The organism is Pseudoalteromonas sp. Angola-4 (assembly GCF_028599265.1).
GTDB lineage: Bacteria > Pseudomonadota > Gammaproteobacteria > Enterobacterales > Alteromonadaceae > Pseudoalteromonas > Pseudoalteromonas atlantica.
In genome coordinates this window covers 137,000-154,153 of sequence record NZ_JAQREK010000009.1, presented here as the reverse complement: position 1 = coordinate 154,153, position 17,154 = coordinate 137,000, and the positions used below count along the sequence as shown (strand labels likewise).

At 41.1% G+C, this 17,154-nt stretch carries 14 protein-coding genes; 6 read left to right on the top strand and 8 right to left on the bottom strand.

The annotated features are described in order from the left end of the window. Positions 1-108 precede the first annotated feature (108 nt). Both PSH48_RS12280 and PSH48_RS12275 read left to right on the top strand, forming a co-directional pair. Complete coding sequence (locus PSH48_RS12280) at positions 109-954, top strand: LysR family transcriptional regulator (protein WP_273587179.1); 846 nt, start codon at positions 109-111, stop codon at positions 952-954. Positions 955-1,157: 203 nt separating this feature from the next. Further along, positions 1,158-3,314 carry a TonB-dependent receptor family protein gene (locus PSH48_RS12275; RefSeq protein WP_273587178.1) on the top strand — a complete coding sequence of 719 codons (2,157 nt, stop codon included), beginning with the start codon at positions 1,158-1,160 and terminating at the stop codon, positions 3,312-3,314. A 203-nt stretch (positions 3,315-3,517) separates the two neighbouring features. Here PSH48_RS12275 and rlmB read toward each other — a convergent pair whose 3' ends face one another. The 5 genes from rlmB to PSH48_RS12250 all read right to left on the bottom strand — a co-directional run bounded on the left by rlmB (position 3,518) and on the right by PSH48_RS12250 (position 8,787). Beyond that, complete coding sequence (gene rlmB / locus PSH48_RS12270) at positions 3,518-4,261, bottom strand: 23S rRNA (guanosine(2251)-2'-O)-methyltransferase RlmB (RefSeq protein WP_273587177.1); 744 nt, start codon at positions 4,259-4,261, stop codon at positions 3,518-3,520. Continuing rightward, positions 4,258-6,759 carry a ribonuclease R gene (rnr, locus tag PSH48_RS12265; RefSeq protein ID WP_096740155.1) on the bottom strand — a complete coding sequence of 834 codons (2,502 nt, stop codon included), beginning with the start codon at positions 6,757-6,759 and terminating at the stop codon, positions 4,258-4,260. Before rnr ends, rlmB begins: the two co-directional genes overlap by 4 nt. A 146-nt stretch (positions 6,760-6,905) precedes the next feature. Then, the gene (locus PSH48_RS12260) at positions 6,906-7,520 is read right to left on the bottom strand and encodes a response regulator transcription factor (protein ID WP_004587598.1); all 615 of its coding nucleotides are present in this window, start codon (positions 7,518-7,520) and stop codon (positions 6,906-6,908) included. Positions 7,521-7,522: 2 nt separating this feature from the next. Next, on the bottom strand, positions 7,523-8,620 hold the full coding sequence (locus tag PSH48_RS12255) for a sensor histidine kinase (RefSeq protein WP_273587176.1): 1,098 nt from the start codon (positions 8,618-8,620) through the stop codon (positions 7,523-7,525). Continuing rightward, the gene (locus tag PSH48_RS12250; protein ID WP_273587175.1) at positions 8,617-8,787 is read right to left on the bottom strand and encodes a hypothetical protein; all 171 of its coding nucleotides are present in this window, start codon (positions 8,785-8,787) and stop codon (positions 8,617-8,619) included. Before PSH48_RS12250 ends, PSH48_RS12255 begins: the two co-directional genes overlap by 4 nt. 158 nt (positions 8,788-8,945) lie before the next feature. On the opposite strand from PSH48_RS12250, the gene PSH48_RS12245 reads away from it, so the two are divergent. The 4 genes from PSH48_RS12245 (at position 8,946) to queG (ending at position 13,339) form a co-directional block, all read left to right on the top strand. Further along, on the top strand, positions 8,946-9,812 hold the full coding sequence (locus tag PSH48_RS12245) for a DMT family transporter (protein WP_054982831.1): 867 nt from the start codon (positions 8,946-8,948) through the stop codon (positions 9,810-9,812). Then, positions 9,809-10,510: a glycerophosphodiester phosphodiesterase gene (locus tag PSH48_RS12240; protein ID WP_273587174.1), complete on the top strand. Its 702-nt coding sequence runs from the start codon at positions 9,809-9,811 to the stop codon at positions 10,508-10,510. Before PSH48_RS12245 ends, PSH48_RS12240 begins: the two co-directional genes overlap by 4 nt. A 360-nt stretch (positions 10,511-10,870) precedes the next feature. After that, positions 10,871-12,088, top strand: a complete 1,218-nt coding sequence (locus PSH48_RS12235) for a methyl-accepting chemotaxis protein (protein WP_004589438.1) — start codon at positions 10,871-10,873, stop codon at positions 12,086-12,088. A 117-nt stretch (positions 12,089-12,205) separates the two neighbouring features. Then, complete coding sequence (gene queG / locus PSH48_RS12230) at positions 12,206-13,339, top strand: tRNA epoxyqueuosine(34) reductase QueG (protein WP_054982668.1); 1,134 nt, start codon at positions 12,206-12,208, stop codon at positions 13,337-13,339. 30 nt (positions 13,340-13,369) lie between these two features. On the opposite strand, the gene PSH48_RS12225 is transcribed toward queG, so the two are convergent. From PSH48_RS12225 to PSH48_RS12215, 3 genes are all read right to left on the bottom strand, one after another. Continuing rightward, complete coding sequence (locus PSH48_RS12225; protein ID WP_273587173.1) at positions 13,370-14,497, bottom strand: response regulator; 1,128 nt, start codon at positions 14,495-14,497, stop codon at positions 13,370-13,372. Positions 14,498-14,546: 49 nt separating this feature from the next. Beyond that, positions 14,547-16,538 carry a sensor histidine kinase gene (locus PSH48_RS12220; protein ID WP_029774051.1) on the bottom strand — a complete coding sequence of 664 codons (1,992 nt, stop codon included), beginning with the start codon at positions 16,536-16,538 and terminating at the stop codon, positions 14,547-14,549. A 110-nt stretch (positions 16,539-16,648) separates the two neighbouring features. After that, complete coding sequence (locus PSH48_RS12215) at positions 16,649-17,140, bottom strand: GNAT family N-acetyltransferase (RefSeq protein WP_273587172.1); 492 nt, start codon at positions 17,138-17,140, stop codon at positions 16,649-16,651. Positions 17,141-17,154: the final 14 nt, after the last annotated feature.

The following is a 17,154-nucleotide window of genomic DNA, read 5'->3' as shown; positions in this document are numbered from 1 at the left end:
TTTGATACCAAAAGTATATTGCGCCACTGTGACAACAACAAATTGTAATTACTTATCAATTGATAAATAATACTTATATATGTAGCTATATAAATTGTAATTTTAAATATGAAAAACATATCAACCGACAGTTTGCGTACCTTTGTAATGGTTGTTGAGGTAGGTGGATTTGCAAAAGCCGGCGACCTTCTGGGGTTATCGCAACCTGCGGTAAGCTTGCAAATTAAACGCCTTGAAGATTTACTCGGTTATAAATTATTTAAAAAGCAGGGCCAGCGCCAGGTGCTTAATCAGTACGGTGAGCTACTTTTGCCTATGGCAAAACAAATGATGCAGTATAACGATGCTATTTTGCAGCAGTTCACCTCAGAAAGCATAACCGGTAAAGTGCGCTTGGGTATTCCTAGCGAATTTGCAGCACGTATTTTGCCCTCCATTATTGGTGATTTTGTCTCGCTTTATCCTGAGGTATCGCTGGAGGTTAAATCGCGCTTAAGTAAACATTTACTGTCAGCCTCAAGGCAAGATCAATTTGATCTTGTTTTAGCACTTAACGAGCGCCTTAATTCAGACAAGTTCCCTATTTTTATGCAAGACGAGCTAGTATGGGTGGGCGACCTAGCACAGGCAAAAAATGAGGTAGTAACCTTAGTCACCGCGCCCGAGGGCTGTATTTATAGGCGCCGCGCTACAGATGCACTTAAAAGTGCCAATATCAAATACCGTATTGTTTACAGCAATGCCGATTTAACCGGCCTTATTGCCGCTTTAAAAGAAGGCTTGGGCATTACAGTACTTGCTAAAAGCACTGTGCCTAGCGATCTCAACTTTCAAATTCAAACAAAACATTTACCAAGCTTAGGCAGTATCGGCATTAGCTTAATTAAAAGCGGCGGCGAGTCGGAGCATGCTGTAGATAAACTTGCTGAATTTATAGCGCTAAGGCTTGGCTAAATAAATACACAAAACCGATACTTAAGAATGAACGCTAAATTGAAAGCACCATACAAAAGAAACAATTTAGTTAACAAAGTAGCATAAGTAGGTGTTTTTAATTCTAAAAAACTAAACTATTAAACAGTTAATAACATTGATTCGTATTCGTTAACGTGTTCAAATTACGCCAATTAAGATAATTGACATGATCAGGACACACAATGACCCCTAAGTTTTTAGTATCTACCCTTGCAACTGCGGTTGCTTTGTCTTTTAGTACTACTGCAATGGCACAAGGCAGTTCAAACCAAGATCAACGCTTTGAACAAATTACCGTTATTGGCTCACAGCAGGCTATTAACGATATTCCAGGTTCTGCGACGTTTATTTCTGACGAAGAGCTACAAAAATTTAAATTTACCGATATTTCACGTGTTTTAGCGTCTGTTCCGGGTGTATACGTTCAAGAAGAAGACGGCTACGGCCTTCGCCCTAACATTGGTATGCGCGGTACAGGCACTGGCCGTAACGATAAAATATCAGTAATGGAAGACGGTGTATTAGTTGCACCCGCTCCTTACTCAGCACCTTCTGCTTACTACTTCCCTACTATGGGTCGTATGGAATCTATTGAAGTATTAAAAGGTGCTGCCTCTGTTAAGTATGGTCCGCGTACTACGGGTGGTGTTTTAAACTTACTTTCTCGCAGCTTACCAACTGAGCCAAATAGCTCAAAAGGCATGGTTGATGCAGCCCTTGGTGGTGATGGTTATTACAAAGGCCACGCTTACTTTGGTAAAGAAAAAAACAACACAGCAGGTTTAATTGAAGTATTTACTTATGGCGCCGACGGATTTAAAGAGTTGCCAGTAGGTAGCGATAACACAGGCTTTGAAAAAACAGATTTATTACTAAAGTTTGGCCATACATTTGGTAAAAACGACGCCCACAGCCTAGAGCTAAAAATTAAGTACTCTGATGAAAAATCAGACGAAACTTACATGGGTTTAACTGAAGAAGATTACAAATCAAATCCTAATCGTCGTTATGCAGCATCGCAAAACGATGAAATGAACACTCGCCATAATGCTTACCAACTTAACTATGCTTACCAATTTGGCGAAGGTTACGAGTTATTAGCAACCGCTTACTTAAACGATTTTCATCGTAACTGGTATAAAGCAAGCAGTGTAGGTACAAGCACGCTTGAGCAGTACAGCGAATTTGAAGCAAACCCAACGAGTGAAGGCATTGAGGGTATTGGCGTAAAAGCGAATAACCGTGATTACCAAGCAAAAGGTATTCAGTCTGAGTTACACATACCTGCAGGCGATCACTACGTGACTGTTGGCGTACGTTACCACGAAGACGAAATGGATCGTTTTCAGTGGCAAGATACGTACACGTTAAATCAAGATTTAAGTATGACGCTAACATCGCAAGGTATCCCAGGTTCAGATAGCAACCGTGTAGATAGTGCCGATGCGCGTACTTTTTTTGTTCAAGACGAGTGGACAATAGACGCATTAGTAGTAAGTGCTGGCCTTCGTTATGAAGACATTACGATTACGCGTGAAGAGTGGTCTAAGTCAGATCCAACGCGCAGCAATGGTTTAACTAAAAATATATCTAACGATACTGAAATTTTAGTACCATCACTTGGTGCTACTTACACGCTTAATGAAAACGTAACGCTACTTGCGGGCATTCAAAAAGGTTACGCACCTGCGGCGCCGGGTAACGCTGACCAAGACGAAGAAGAAAGTGTAAATATTGAGTTTGGTTCGCGCTTTATCGCCGCTGGATTTACAGGTGAAGTGATTGCGTTTTTCTCTGACTACGACAACATGCATGGTAACTGTACTGCTGCGGTTGGTTGTAGCGACGATAACATTGGTGACCAATACAACTACGGTGAAGTAGAAGTATCGGGCTTTGAATTTAGTGCAGCACGTACGTTTAATACCAAGCAGGTTGCTTTTCCGGTTAAGTTAACTTACACCTACACAGATTCTGAGTTTCAAAACGATTTTGATTCAGAAATTTGGGGCTCGGTAGAAAAAGGCGATGCAATGCCATACGTACCAGAAAACCAGGTTGCTTTATCGCTAGGCGCTGAATTTGCATCGTTTGTGGTAAATAGCCAAATGCGTTACGTATCAAGTGCACATGCCGATTTAACTGACTCAGGCTTAGATGCTATTGATAGCCGTGTAGTATGGGATTTAGCGGCTAAATACTTAATTGATGCTAACCAAAAAGTATATTTAAGCGTAGATAACTTACTTGATAAAACCTACATTGCTAACCGCGCTAATGGCGGTATTCAGCCAGGTAAACCACGTACAGTACAGGTAGGCTACACATACTCATTCTAACGAGTTAAATAACTCTCTAGCTGCGTTAAAAATAACTCATATAAGAACACTATATTTCGTTATTTTTGCCTTGCTATAGAGCTATTTTCCTATCGCTATAATAGAGAGAGTATCAATTGATATTAAATTAAAAGCGTAAATTAAAAACACAAAAAAGCCGAGATTAAATTTCAACCTCGGCTTTTTTAATACATTAAACTGTATTAGTTATTTGCGTTACGTTGGCGTAGCACTTCAAATAAACAAATACCGGTTGCTACCGATACATTTAAGCTTGAAACTGTACCTGCCATCGGAATTTTAACTAACACGTCGCAATGCTCACGCGTTAAACGGCGCATGCCCTCGCCCTCTGCTCCCATTACTATTGCCATTGGCCCAGTAAGGTTTGCATCAAACACGTGGGTGTCTGTTTCACCAGCGGTGCCCACAACCCATACGCCTGCGTCTTTAATTTCGCGAAGCGTACGCGCCAGGTTTGTTACCTGAATAAGCGGTACAGTTTCGGCTGCGCCACAGGCTACTTTACGTGCTGTGCCGTTAAGCTTGGCCGACTTATCTTTAGGTACAATTATAGCGTGTACACCTGCTGCATCTGCGCTACGTAGGCAGGCACCTAAATTGTGTGGATCGGTTATGCCATCTAGTACTAATAAAAACGGCGTGTCTTCGCGAGCAATGATCTCATCTAAATCTTTTTCGTTGTAAACACGCGCAGCTTTTACATTGGCAATAATGCCTTGGTGCTGTTCATCGTTTGCTTTGTTATCTAGCGCTTTTCGCTGCATAAATTGTACAGAAATACCAAATTTACGTGCTTCATTAATAATCGGGGTTAAGCGCTTATCATCACGACCTTTAAGGGCATAAATTTCTAAAAAACGCTCTGGCTCTTTTGCTAAAATTGCTTCAACAGAGTGAAAGCCAAAAATTAATTCATTACTCACGTATTGTTTGCTCCTGGGCTATTACGTTTACGGGCATTTTTGCCTGGTCTTTTAGGCTTTTTAACTGCCTTTTTTTTCGGTTTTTTCTTAGCGGTGGTTTCAGCGGCTTTTTTACCGGCTGGTTTTGCGCCAGACTTACCCGCTGGTTTGCCTTTGCTTTTACTGGCTGGTTTTTTACCAGCTTTGGGTTTTTCATCGCCTGATGTGTTTTTGCCAGGGATTTTACCCGCTTTAAGCTGCGATCTTACACTTGCTGGTGCATGGCTTGATTTACCGCGCCCTGCTCCTTTAGCTGAGCCACGGCGACGCGCGTATCTATCTTGAGCTACATCACCACTGAGCGTTAAATTTATACGGCGCTCATCTAAACTTACCGAAGCAACTTGTACCGTTACTTTATCGCCAAGGCGGTAAACGGTATGTGTATGCTCGCCAATTAGGGTGTGTTTTGCACCATCATGATGGAAGTATTCATCACCTAAATTAGTAACATGGATCAGGCCATCAATTTGCAAGTCGTCTAGGCGTACAAATAAACCAAAGTTAGTAACGGATGAAATAACCCCGTTAAACTCATCACCCACGTGGTCTTGCATAAACTCACATTTAAGCCAGTCGGCAACTTCACGCGTTGCGTCGTCTGCGCGGCGCTCGGTGGTTGAACACTGCTCGCCTAGTTGGTCTACTTCATCATCGGTGTACGCGTATGCGCCCGATGTTTGCTGACCTTGTGCTTTTATTACCGCTTTAATTGCACGGTGTACCACTAAATCAGGGTAACGGCGAATCGGTGAGGTAAAGTGTGCATACGCAGGCAGCGCTAAGCCAAAGTGGCCTATGTTATCTGGCTGATAAACCGCTTGCTTCATTGAACGAAGTAGCATGGTTTGAATAAGCTCGGCCTCTGGGCGGTCGCCTAAACGGGCTAACACTTGGGTAATTTCCTTCGGTGTTGGCTCATCGCTTAATGTGCTTTGAATGCCAAGTTCACTTAAAAACTGAGTAAAGTTACCTAGTTTTTCTTGATCTGGCTCATCGTGCACACGGTAAAGCGCGCTGGCTTCGTGTTTTTCTAATAATTTAGCCGCCGATACGTTGGCTAAAATCATACATTCTTCAATCAGTTTGTGCGCGTCGTTACGAACAACTGGCACAATTGATTCTATTTTACGGTGTGCGTTAAATACAAAACGCGTTTCTAGCGTTTCAAACTCAATAGCACCACGGGTTTGGCGCGCCGACTTAAGCGCCATATACATTTGCTGTAAGTCAGTTAAATGTGGCACAACGGGTGCGTATTCTTCGCGTAGTTTTTCATCGCCTTGTAAAATGGCATTTACTTTGGTGTAGGTTAAACGCGCATGCGAGTTCATCACCGCTTCGTAAAACTTATAACCCGAAAGCTTACCTGCGTCTGATACCGTCATTTCGGCCACCATACAAAGGCGGTCTACTTTAGGGTTAAGCGAACATAAACCGTTCGACAACACTTTTGGCAGCATTGGAATTACTTGCTCAGGAAAATACACTGAGTTACCGCGAGCAATCGCTTCTTTATTTAGCGGCGTGTTCATACCTACATAATGTGATACATCGGCAATGGCTACCCATAAGCGCCAGCCGCCAGATTTTTTACGCTCACAATATACGGCATCATCAAAGTCGCGGGCGTCTTCACCATCTATGGTGACCAGTGGCAGGTCGCGTAAATCTACACGGCCTTGTTTGTCGGCTTCATCAACAAACTCACCTAAATGAGCTACTTGCTCTTCCACTTCTTCTGGCCAAACATGAGGAATATCGTGATTGCGCAGTGCCACTTCTATTTCCATACCTGGCGCTAAATGCTCGCCCAGTACGTCAATAATTTTACCTACCGCGTTCATGTTGCGGCTAGGATTTTGAGTGATTTGCACTTGCACCATTTGGTTATGGCGCGCGCCATTTTCACTGCCTGGCAGAATAATAATATCTTGGGTAATACGTGGGTCTTCTGCTACAACAACTGCAATACCATGCTCAACAAAGTAACGCCCTACAATAGGTGCGCGCTCGTTGGTAAGTACTTTAATTATGCGGGCATCACATTTTGAGCCTGAGCCACGTTTTGTGCCTTTAGCAAGTACGATGTCGCCGTGCAGCACCATGTTCATTTGATGCTTGGCTATAAACCAATCTTTGCTCTCGCCTTCAACTTCTAAAAAGCCAAAACCGTCTCTGTGGCCAATTACTTTGCCTTTGGTTAAACCGGCTTCGTCAATTAGGGCGTAACATTTAAACTTATTAAAATACAATTGGCCATCGCGCTCCATGGCACGAAGGCGGCGCTTAAATGCAATTTGGCGTTCGGTATCGTTTACAGCTAATTCATCACAAAGTTGCGTGAAGTTAGCAGGTTTTGAACGCTCTTGAAGGTGAGTAAGTATAAACTCACGACTAGGGACTGGGTTTTCGTACTTTTCTTGTTCTCGGCTGAGATTTGGATCTTGGTTTGACATTCACTATCTTGTTAGTTGGTTATGTAGGTATTTTAACCCATATACGTAAAATGAGACAGGTAAAAGCGTATGAAACTTTTAATAAACCGCTTTAATAAGTAAAACATACGCTTAATGGCCTTAATCATCACTTAATATAAGTGCGATTATAACCAGCCTTTTTGCTTTGCAATACGCGCTGCATCTACGCGGTTAGTGGCATTGAGTTTTGCGATAGCATCGGATAAATAATTACGTGTTGTGCCTTCGCTTATAAACAGCTGTTTGGCTATGTCGCTTGTTTTTAAGCCATCGCTTGCAAGCTTAAGTGCTTTGCGCTCTTTATCGGTGAGCGGGTCGGCATCATCAAGCGCGTTAATGGCAAGCTCTGGGTCTATAACCTTTTGCCCTTGCATTACTTTTTTAAGTGCATTGATAAGCTCATCACTTGGTGCTTCTTTTAAAATGAAACCTTTAACGCCTAGGGCGAGCGAGCGCCTAATATAACCAGCTCGCGAAAACGTGGTCATAATAACCATTTTAATGGTTGGGAACGTGGCCGCTATTTGCTCACTTAGCTCTATACCGCTCATGTGTGGCATTTCAATATCGGTTAAAATTATGTCTGGCAATGCCTCATCAGCCAGTGCTTTTATTGCATTAAGGGCATCTTGGCCGTTACTGGCTTGGCCTATCACTTCAATATTAAAATCAAGGCTTAACAATGCCCCTACTGCGTCACGCACTAGCGCTTGATCTTCCACTAAATATACTTTGATCATTGTTAATCCTTAGCTGAAATTGGCAGCATTACGTTTAAAGTAAACTTATCGCCACAGGTAAACGTGGCATGGCCATTAAGTTGCTCTGCACGCTCTTTAATACCATTTAAACCGTTACCTGCGTTTAACGTGCTGCAAGGTGCGTTATCAACCACACTTATATGCAGCTGATGCTGTGTTTGCTCTATATTTATTTCGCCGTTTTTATTACTGCTATGGCGTAATAAGTTAGTTACCGCTTCTTTAATTATAAGCCCTGCGATCCCTTCTACTTTAGGAGGCAAGGTATTTAATACAACATTAAAGTTAACGTTAAAGTCTTGCTCTATTAGCCTTTGTTTAAGCTGGGCTATTTGGCTTATTAAATTAAGTTGTTTTAAATCGCTTACGGCGTTTCTTACATCGCTAAGTAACTGCCTTGCTAGATCTGCTACTTGTGCTATTTCGTTATTGGCTTGTTCGTAGCGCTCTCCTTGATTTAGCTTATTAGCAAGCTCAGCTTTTAAAGCAATAGATGATAGTGAGTGGCCTAAAATGTCGTGTAGGTCGCGCGCTATTCGTTCGCGCTCAGCAATGGCGGCTAATTGCTCTAGTTGGTTAGCGCTTTCTTGTTCGCGCTTTTTATGCAGGCGCTCTTTTTGAGTTGCTATGCCAAAGGCCAACAGCGCCCCTGAAATTAATAAAGTGCCGGCTAAAAAGTATTTTATGTTTGCTATATCTGCCAAATAGGCGCTTAACGCCACCGTAAATATAAGGCTAAAAACGGCATATAATCTGCTTTTTTTAGCGTATGACTCACCAGCTATAAACGCGATAAAACCAAATAATGTAGAGGTACCTGTGGTATAAAATGTGGCGCTAAAACACACCACTAACATAATAACAAACAGCGTTGTTATACGCTTTGTTTCACAGTGCATGGCTTTTATGTAAAGCAAAATAAATACAATATAAAACGCCACGCTCATTACAATGGTATTGACTGGCAAGTTAGAGAGGTTAAAAAGAGTCGGAAGCAAATAAAACCCAGTAAAAATTAAAGGTGCGTATTCCCAAAACTTTTTATTACTGGGCTTTGAAAGCGTATTTGTTGTACTCATGCCAGTGCCCCTAGTTCATTGTTATTGCTCATAACATTATTTTTATTAATAAATATAAATAACACAAAAATACTAATGAGTATAAAGTAATCATTTATTGAAACACTAAAGCTAAGTGATTCTAAAAACTCGCTAATAGCGAGACTTATTAAAATTAACGTATTCATAGCCACCTCCCATTAAGATAAGTTAACTATGCCAAAGCCAAAAAATAATAAGAGTGTGAAATGTCATTAACTTTGCTGACATTTGTCATGTTTTAAAAATTTCATCCTGTGAGTTCGCACCCAGTGATAAGATAATAAAAAAAGGAGCTCTCATTTAAATGCAGCCACAACAGCAAAGCCTGATTTACTTACATATTGCCGTGTTACTTTTTGGGGGCACCGCCCTTTTTGCAAAGTTAATAGGGTTAAATGCAATTGATATTACGGTGTATCGTACCGCTATTGCTGGCATGGCAATTTTGGCTATGCTGTATTTTCAAAAAAAACAAATTAAGTTAAACAAACCAAAAGATTACCTCATTGCGTTATTTTTAGGTGTGGCAGTAGGCATGCATTGGGTTACTTACTTTGCAGGCATGCAAATGGCGGGCGTAACTGTGGGTATGCTGGCTTTTTTTAGCTACCCAGTAATGACGGTGTTTTTAGAGCCCTTGTTTAATAAAAGCAGGCCCCAAGCAAAAGATATTATAAGCGCAGCTGTGGTTGTATTTGGTATATATTTACTCGTACCCAGCGCAAATTTAGGCGACGATGTAACCTTAGGGGTTATTATGGGTGTGGTTTCGGCTTTGTTTTTTTCGATTAGAAATATTACCCATAAGCGCTTTTTTAGCCAGTATGGCGGCCCACAAACCATGTTTTATCAAACCTTAGTGGCAAGTGTTATGCTTTGCGCATTTATTAAGGTCCCTGTGTATGAGGTGAGTAACCACGACCTTATTTTAATTGCTGTGGCGGGTATTATTTTTACCGCTACACCGCACTCGCTATTTGCAGCGAGTTTAAAGCACTTATCGGCAGCTACTGCGGGGTTAATTTCATGTTTGCAGCCGCTTTACGGCACTTTGTTGGCTATTGTTATTATTCATGAGCGGCCAACGCTACTAACACTTATTGGCGGTGCACTTATAGTCAGTGCAGCCTGTTTTGAAACATGGTCTATTACTCAAAAGGCTAGAAAATGAAAATATTTGCGCACCGAGGGGCAAGCGGCAATTACCCAGAAAACACTAAAAGCGCTATTTTAGAAGCGTTAAATGTAGGGGTAGATGGCATTGAAGTTGATATTCAAAGTGCGCTTGATGACTATATGCTCATACACGACTCGTGGCTAGATAGAACCACCAGCGGGCACGGTAAAGTAAGCGACTTTACGGCACAGCAACTTAGTCTGTTGGATGCCGGTAACGGCGAGCAAATCCCCACTCTACAGCAATTACTTGATTGGAATAGCAATAAAACACTACTCAATATAGAGCTTAAACATACCTTTGAGCTTGAAAAGTTTGCCACTATTTTAAACAACAATATTGCTAAAGGCGTTATTACTAAAGGTAATATTTTAGTGTCGTCGTTTGATCACCATCAAATTCATTGGCTTAAAAATAGGTTACCGTGGTTACACATTGGCGCGTTAACCTCATCAATTCCATTAAATTATGCACAGTTTGCTCAACAGTTAAATGCGTATAGTGTTCATGTAGACAAAAGCTTTGTAAATAAAGCTTTTGTAGATGATGCCATAGCGCGAGGCCTGCAAGTTTATGCCTACACCGTAGATAGGCCAGAAGACATGGATTTTATGCTAAAAATTGGGGTGCATGGTATTTTTACTAATTACCCCGCTCGCTCTAAAAAATATTTAGCAAACATTATTACTTGAGTTAACGGTAACTTAGTCGATAATCTAGCTAGGGCGTGATGATCTTTGCGGATTGAAATTTGTTCAATCTAGGGGCGATTAAATCGCGGCGCGAGGCTTGTAACCTAGTGGGCTAAGTAAAAACCGAGCAAAGCTTCCGCGTCCTGCTCACGCCCCTTACCTACATCCATGTAGGCAACAAAGAGTTTATCGCCCTTAGGCAGAACCCAAAGGGCAGCGCATGTTTGGCATTTATGTAGCGTTATCGCCTATTTATGGGGAATAACCACACTTCATAGGCTCTGCCTTGCCTAAAAGCCAAACATACTGCTGCAAATTCAACCATCAAAGGTCAACACGCCCTAGATGGGTAAGCAATAAATGAGTGGTGTAATGCAATTTTATAATTATATTGAGCGAACATTTTTTTATACGCTTACGCGTAAAATAGTGGGTAATTTAAGCTTTGTATTTCTGTTTCAAGCCATTACCTTATTTTGGTTATATCAAAGCTTAAGCGAGCAGCACAGTACTAGCGCATTTTGGTTGTTAACCTTGGTTATTGTAGCGGGCTTTGCCTTTACTATTTTTTATATGCGCTATTTAATAGTGCGCCCTGTAAAAGCTATGTGCGACACTTTAGTAAACATAAACCAGCAAGAGGCTAATTTAGCCGCCAACTTACCGCAATTTTCTTTTGACGAATTTAAAGAACTAAGTACGCAATATAACTTATTTACTAACCACTTAAGTGATTTACTAAGTACAACTCACGCCAGCGCTAAAGCCAGTGAGCAAAGTAATGTTGATGTAAATACCGCTATGCAAAATACGCAGCAGTTAAGTGAGCAGCAAACTCAGCTAAGCCACAATATTATTAATGCGAGTAACCAAATAGTGCAAAGCTTAGAGGGCATAGTGAGCAATACCGACAGCGTGCATAGCGTTAACAGCGAGCACTTAGACTTTGTTAAGCTTTCGTCGCAAGAGCTTGCAAGCTTAGTTGATAAGGTGTCGCTTATTGGTACCTTGCTGCAAAGATTTTCTAAAACGGTGTCTGGCCTTAAAGAAAACAGCGAAAACATTCGCAGCATTTTAAAAATGGTTGAGGAGTTTTCGGATCAAACTAATTTACTGGCACTAAACGCTGCCATTGAAGCGGCACGCGCTGGCGAAGCTGGTAGAGGGTTTGCGGTTGTTGCTGATGAAGTACGTACATTATCGGTAAAAGTAAGCGGCGCAACCCGACAAATAAGCGACTTTATTAACCAAATGAATGAGCTGGTTAACGAAACCAACCAAGAAAGTGAGCAGTTAATTAGCCACTCAAGTACCGCACAAAGCGCCATTAGTAATACCTCTGAAGGGTTTAAAACAATGCTAAGCGAGTTTGAACAAAACCAACAGCAACTGCAGCAAATAGCGGATGCGGTGCATACGCTAGAGCAAGCGCAGCAGCACACTCACCAATCGGTAGAGCAAATTGTTACCTTAGGCGAGCAAGCTAAAAGCGCTATTGATCATGCACTAAGTAATAGCCAGCAATCACATGCACTTAGCCAACAAACGCAACAGCAATTAAAGCGTTTTGTGCAATAAGCAATTACAAAACAAAAGCCGAGCGGTATATTGCCTTAATATTTTAACTGGCAACATTCAACAGCGCTTTATAAATATGGTAAATTACGCAGCTAATTATTTAAGTGTGTAATGTGTGTGAGTAACTCAACCCCCAACTACCAACAGCTAGCCAAAAATATTAAAGCCTGGGGCCAAGAACTCGGCTTTAGTGAGGTGGGTATTACCGATATAGACCTATCTAAACACGAAGCACAATTACAGCGCTGGTTAGATGCGGGCTACCATGGCTCTATGGATTATATGGCAGCCCATGGCATGAAGCGCGCTCGCCCTGCTGAACTAGTCCCTGGCACCCAGCGGGTTATTTCGGTAAAAATGAACTACCTGCCCCCTGATGCTAGTTTTGCCAAAACACTAAAAAACACCGAAAAAGCCTACATTAGCCGCTACGCATTAGGGCGTGACTATCACAAATTAATGCGCAACCGACTAAAAAAACTGGGCCAAAAAATAGAGCAAGAAATTGGCGATTACGGTTTTAGGCCATTTGTAGACTCTGCGCCTGTGCTTGAGCGCCAACTGGCTGAAAAAGCGGGATTGGGCTGGCGAGGTAAACACTCTTTATTAATAAACCAAGAAGCTGGGTCGTGGTTTTTTTTAGGTGAGCTTTTTGTTGATTTACCGCTGCCAATTGATAATGAAAATACGTTTGAAGGCTGCGGAAAATGCGTTGCTTGCATTACGCTTTGCCCAACAGGCGCAATTGTAGAGCCCTATGTGGTAGATGCACGCAAATGTATTTCGTACTTAACCATTGAGCACCAAGGGCCTATACCTGAGCAATACCGTGCATTATTGGGGAACCGAGTTTATGGCTGCGACGATTGTCAATTGGTTTGCCCATGGAACCGTTATGGTCAAATTACCGATGAGCAAGACTTTCATCCCCGTACGCAATTAAAAAACAAAGACTTACTTGAGCTATTTGACTGGGACGAACCTACTTTTTTAAAAAATACCGAAGGCAGCCCAATTCGCCGTATTGGACACGAACGTTGGTTGCGTAATTTAGCGGTGGGTTTAGGCAATGCCGATTTTAGCCCTAGCATTATTAACGCTTTAGAAAGCAAACATGAGTCTAGCTCGCAGCTAGTAAAAGAGCATATAGAGTGGGCGCTTGAGCAACAAAATAATAAACAACGAGAACAACTTCGTAAAACACAGCGCCTAATTAGAATTGTCGAAAAAGGCTTACCTCGTGATGCGTAAATCTCTCAGGTGAGCCTTATTATGGGAGGTTTATTTTTTAAGTAACAAAGATAAATCTTGTTCAATTTCAGTAAAGGCGGCTTTAACTTGTTTAACCGACTCTTCTCTGGCAATTGAATTTTGAATAGTTTCGTCCACTTTTTTATAAATAAACACCTCTTGGTCTTCATCTAACCCCATTGTGGGTATGCGTACTTCTAAGTCTTCTTGTAATTGCTTGAATACCTTTTCGTTACTTTCGCGGTTTTCGTTTAGTAACCCAATCAAGCCATGAAACTTACTATGCACTGTGCTGGCTACATCATTTAGCTTTTGCTGCTGCGACTCAAGCATTTGCTTGGTCATAATTGCACGTAACTGCTGCTCAGTCACACTGACAATAAAGCAAACGTGGTCACGAATACGCCCGTGTTTATCTGGGTCGTGATCTGGCATATTCAGAATTAACAAGCTAATCATCTCGTAGTTAACTAATATTCGGTGAGAAAACTCATGTAAGCGACCTTTGTTTTTAAGCATATCAAACAGCTCAATTACAATAGGTGAACACACTCCATTAAGGGCAAAGTGCTCTATTGTATCGCCATGTCTAAATTCAACATTACTTTGTAGGTCAAACGTTTGTAAGCAGTCTATTAAGGCTTTACCTAAATCTTGCGGATTATTAATAAAACCAATGTTTTCAATGTAGTTAACTATTTGCCCCATTTCGCTACTGTTTGCCATAGCGTTAAATGCCGTAGATGTTGCATCTTCTACTTGTTTTTCAAGGCTTTGTTTTTCTATTAATACTTGGTTTAAGTTTTTAAGTTTTGATTTAAGCTCATCATGCCCAAACGGTTTTACAATGTAATCCTCAGCACCGACTGAGTAACCTTCCATACGCTCTTCCACTGTTCCTCTAGCGGAAACAAACATAACAATTATATGCGCGGTATTCGGATTCGCCTTTAATGCTTTACACACTTCGTAGCCATTCATTTGCGGCATACTTACATCAAGTAAAATAACTTGGGGCATATAGCCTTCAACCATGGCTAAACACTCAGGGCCGCTTGTGGCAACTTGTAATTCGAAATCAAGATCTTCTAAAATTTCTTCAATAATTTCAAGGTTGAAAGGTTCATCATCTACAGCAAGAATTTTAGTTAAGGCCATATTTTCATCATCCAATTAAATATTATTTAAACATTAATTACACATATAATTAGCTATCTTGCACTGCTAGCTTATCATCGGCTAAATGCTCATCTAAATCTATTTCTAGGGGTACCTGAATCCTAATTGTTGCACCACCATCGCTATTATTACTTGCCGTAATTTCGCCTTGATGAAGCGCTACAAACTCTCTACAAAGCGCAAGCCCTAAACCAGTACCACCAGCGCCACTGTTCGTTTTGCTGCTTTGTACAAATTTAGTAAACACGTGCTCTAATTCATCCTCAGGTATACCTATTCCATTGTCTACTACATCAATAATGGCGCTATCTTGATCAGCCATTAAGTTCACTTCAATACGACTTTTAGGTTCGCTAAATTTAAGTGCGTTACCTAACACATTGCGCAATAGCTGATTAATTTGCTCTTCATCACACTGCACAACCACTGGCCCGGGTTTTGAAAAAACAATTTCAATTTCTTTTTCCATAGCCGTACCAGAGACATCATCAATACTGGTTTTTATAATGCTTTCTATATTGTATGGACGTGGGTTAAATGGAAATTTCCCTACATCCAATTTAGATAAATCAAGTAAGTTGTTTAATAACGACAGTAAACGCTCGCCGCTGCTTTCAATACGGGATAAATATTTTAAGAGTTTATCTTTAGCAAAATCGCCCGCTTCTAACTTACTCAAACCAAATCGAGAAAAGCTTAATATAGAGTGCATAGGGGTGCGTAACTCGTGCGACATGTTAGCCAAAAATTCCGATTTGCTTAAATTGGCAGCTTCGGCCACATTTTTAGCATGCTCTAGCTGCGAAGTACGAGCTCGCACTTGCTCCTCAAGTAGGTCTTTGGCTTCAAGGAGTAATTCTTCTTTTTGTTTTAAGTGAGTTACATTTTTAAATATAACCGCTAACGCAATTTCGCCATGGTGGTCTATTTCGTTAAACGAGCCAACCAGCGGAATATACCCGCCGTCTGTTTTTTGCAAACGTAGGTCGCTACTAAATTGGCGGTTACGATTAAGTGTGCTGATTTTATTTTTTATTTCAGCACTTGATTCCTCATCTAAAAATTCAAATACCGAAAAGCCCGCGAGTTTGTCAAAGGGCAGCTTAAACAGCCTTAAGCAGGCATCGTTTGCTTCTATTACTTTGCCGCTGCGTTCAAATAGCATAATGGCGTCAGGCGTATTTTTATAAATAACTTGTAGTAGGCTGTCTTTTTCGATTAATGCATCAACGGTATCTTGTAAACGCTCAACTAGCTCAGCGTTACGGCGTTTTAAAAGCTCTGTTTGCCACAATTTATGTACCGATTGCAGCAGTACGCTATCGGTTAGAGGCTTTATTAAAACATCTTCAACCCCTTTACGAATTGCCTCAATCATTGAAACTTGCTCAGGGCGTGCGGTAAACAATAAGCATCGGCAATCTGGCTGAGACATTTTAATAGCAGAAAAAATATTTAAACCGGTGCCATCTTCAAAGCTAAAATCGCTAATTAAAATATCTATACTGTTTTCATTAGCCACTGCCACCGCTTCGGTTGCGCTGGTTGCGGTTAGGGTTTTGATATGCGCCCCGACTAAATTACTTTTCATTTTTTCAAGGCGCTCAGGCATATGATCAACAAGTAAAATAGTGGGGAGTTTTAGAACGTGACTAGAGCCAAGCTCTAAGAGGTTTTCGAGTAATGAGGTAATTTCTTTATTTGAAAAAAACGGATAAATAACCGTTGCATCAGGGACTAGCTTATTAAGCTCACTAAAGGCGCTAAGTTGCTCACCGCTTTCGGCTTTAGGGGCAAGTAATACACACCGGTCTTGTGAGATTTTTTGAGCTAACGACTTTATTACTTCACACGGCACTCCGTAAGCACCAATTACCAAGTCATACTGGCTGGTGTTAGAGTATAAATCAATCATAGAGTAATGAACGAGCTCAGCCTCACAACCTATTAATTCTAGTAAAACTTTCACTCTCATTGCGATAACACTGCTGCTATCTACAATTAAAATTTTTCGACTCATTAAGCCACACTATCGTAAACACTTTATATGTTAATAGCGTAGCCTATAATTTCTTAGTTGGTATAGGTTGTTAGACTTAATTTTGATTTTTTTACCGATAAGCTCCACAACTATTTTGGTAGATGCTTACCGAATATTGTTAAACTGTAGCGCGTGTTATCCATTACCGCGATATTAGGCAACTCACCCCATACGCTAAAACCAAAGTGCTTGAATAACTTAATACTTGGTAAGTTGTGGCTAAATATAAAACCAAGCAATACATCAATTTCGAGCTGTTTAGCCTCTATTTGGGCAAACTCCATCAGCTTTTTGCCAAGCCCTTTACCTTGCGCCGCTTTGGTAATATAAATGCTCATTTCGACGGTGCCATCGTATGCGGGGCGCCCATAAAACGATTTATAACTTAGCCAGGCAAGTACTTGGTCATTTTCGCAATAAACATAAATAGGCCGCTTATCGGTGTGGCTATTAAACCACTCACGTTTGCTCTCTACCGATACTTCTTCGGTATCGGCGGTCACCATACGCGAGGCGATCGTTTCGTTGTATATTGCGACAATGGCAGGTAAATCTTCTATAGTGGCTAAACGTGTAGTCATAACAGCTTAATATT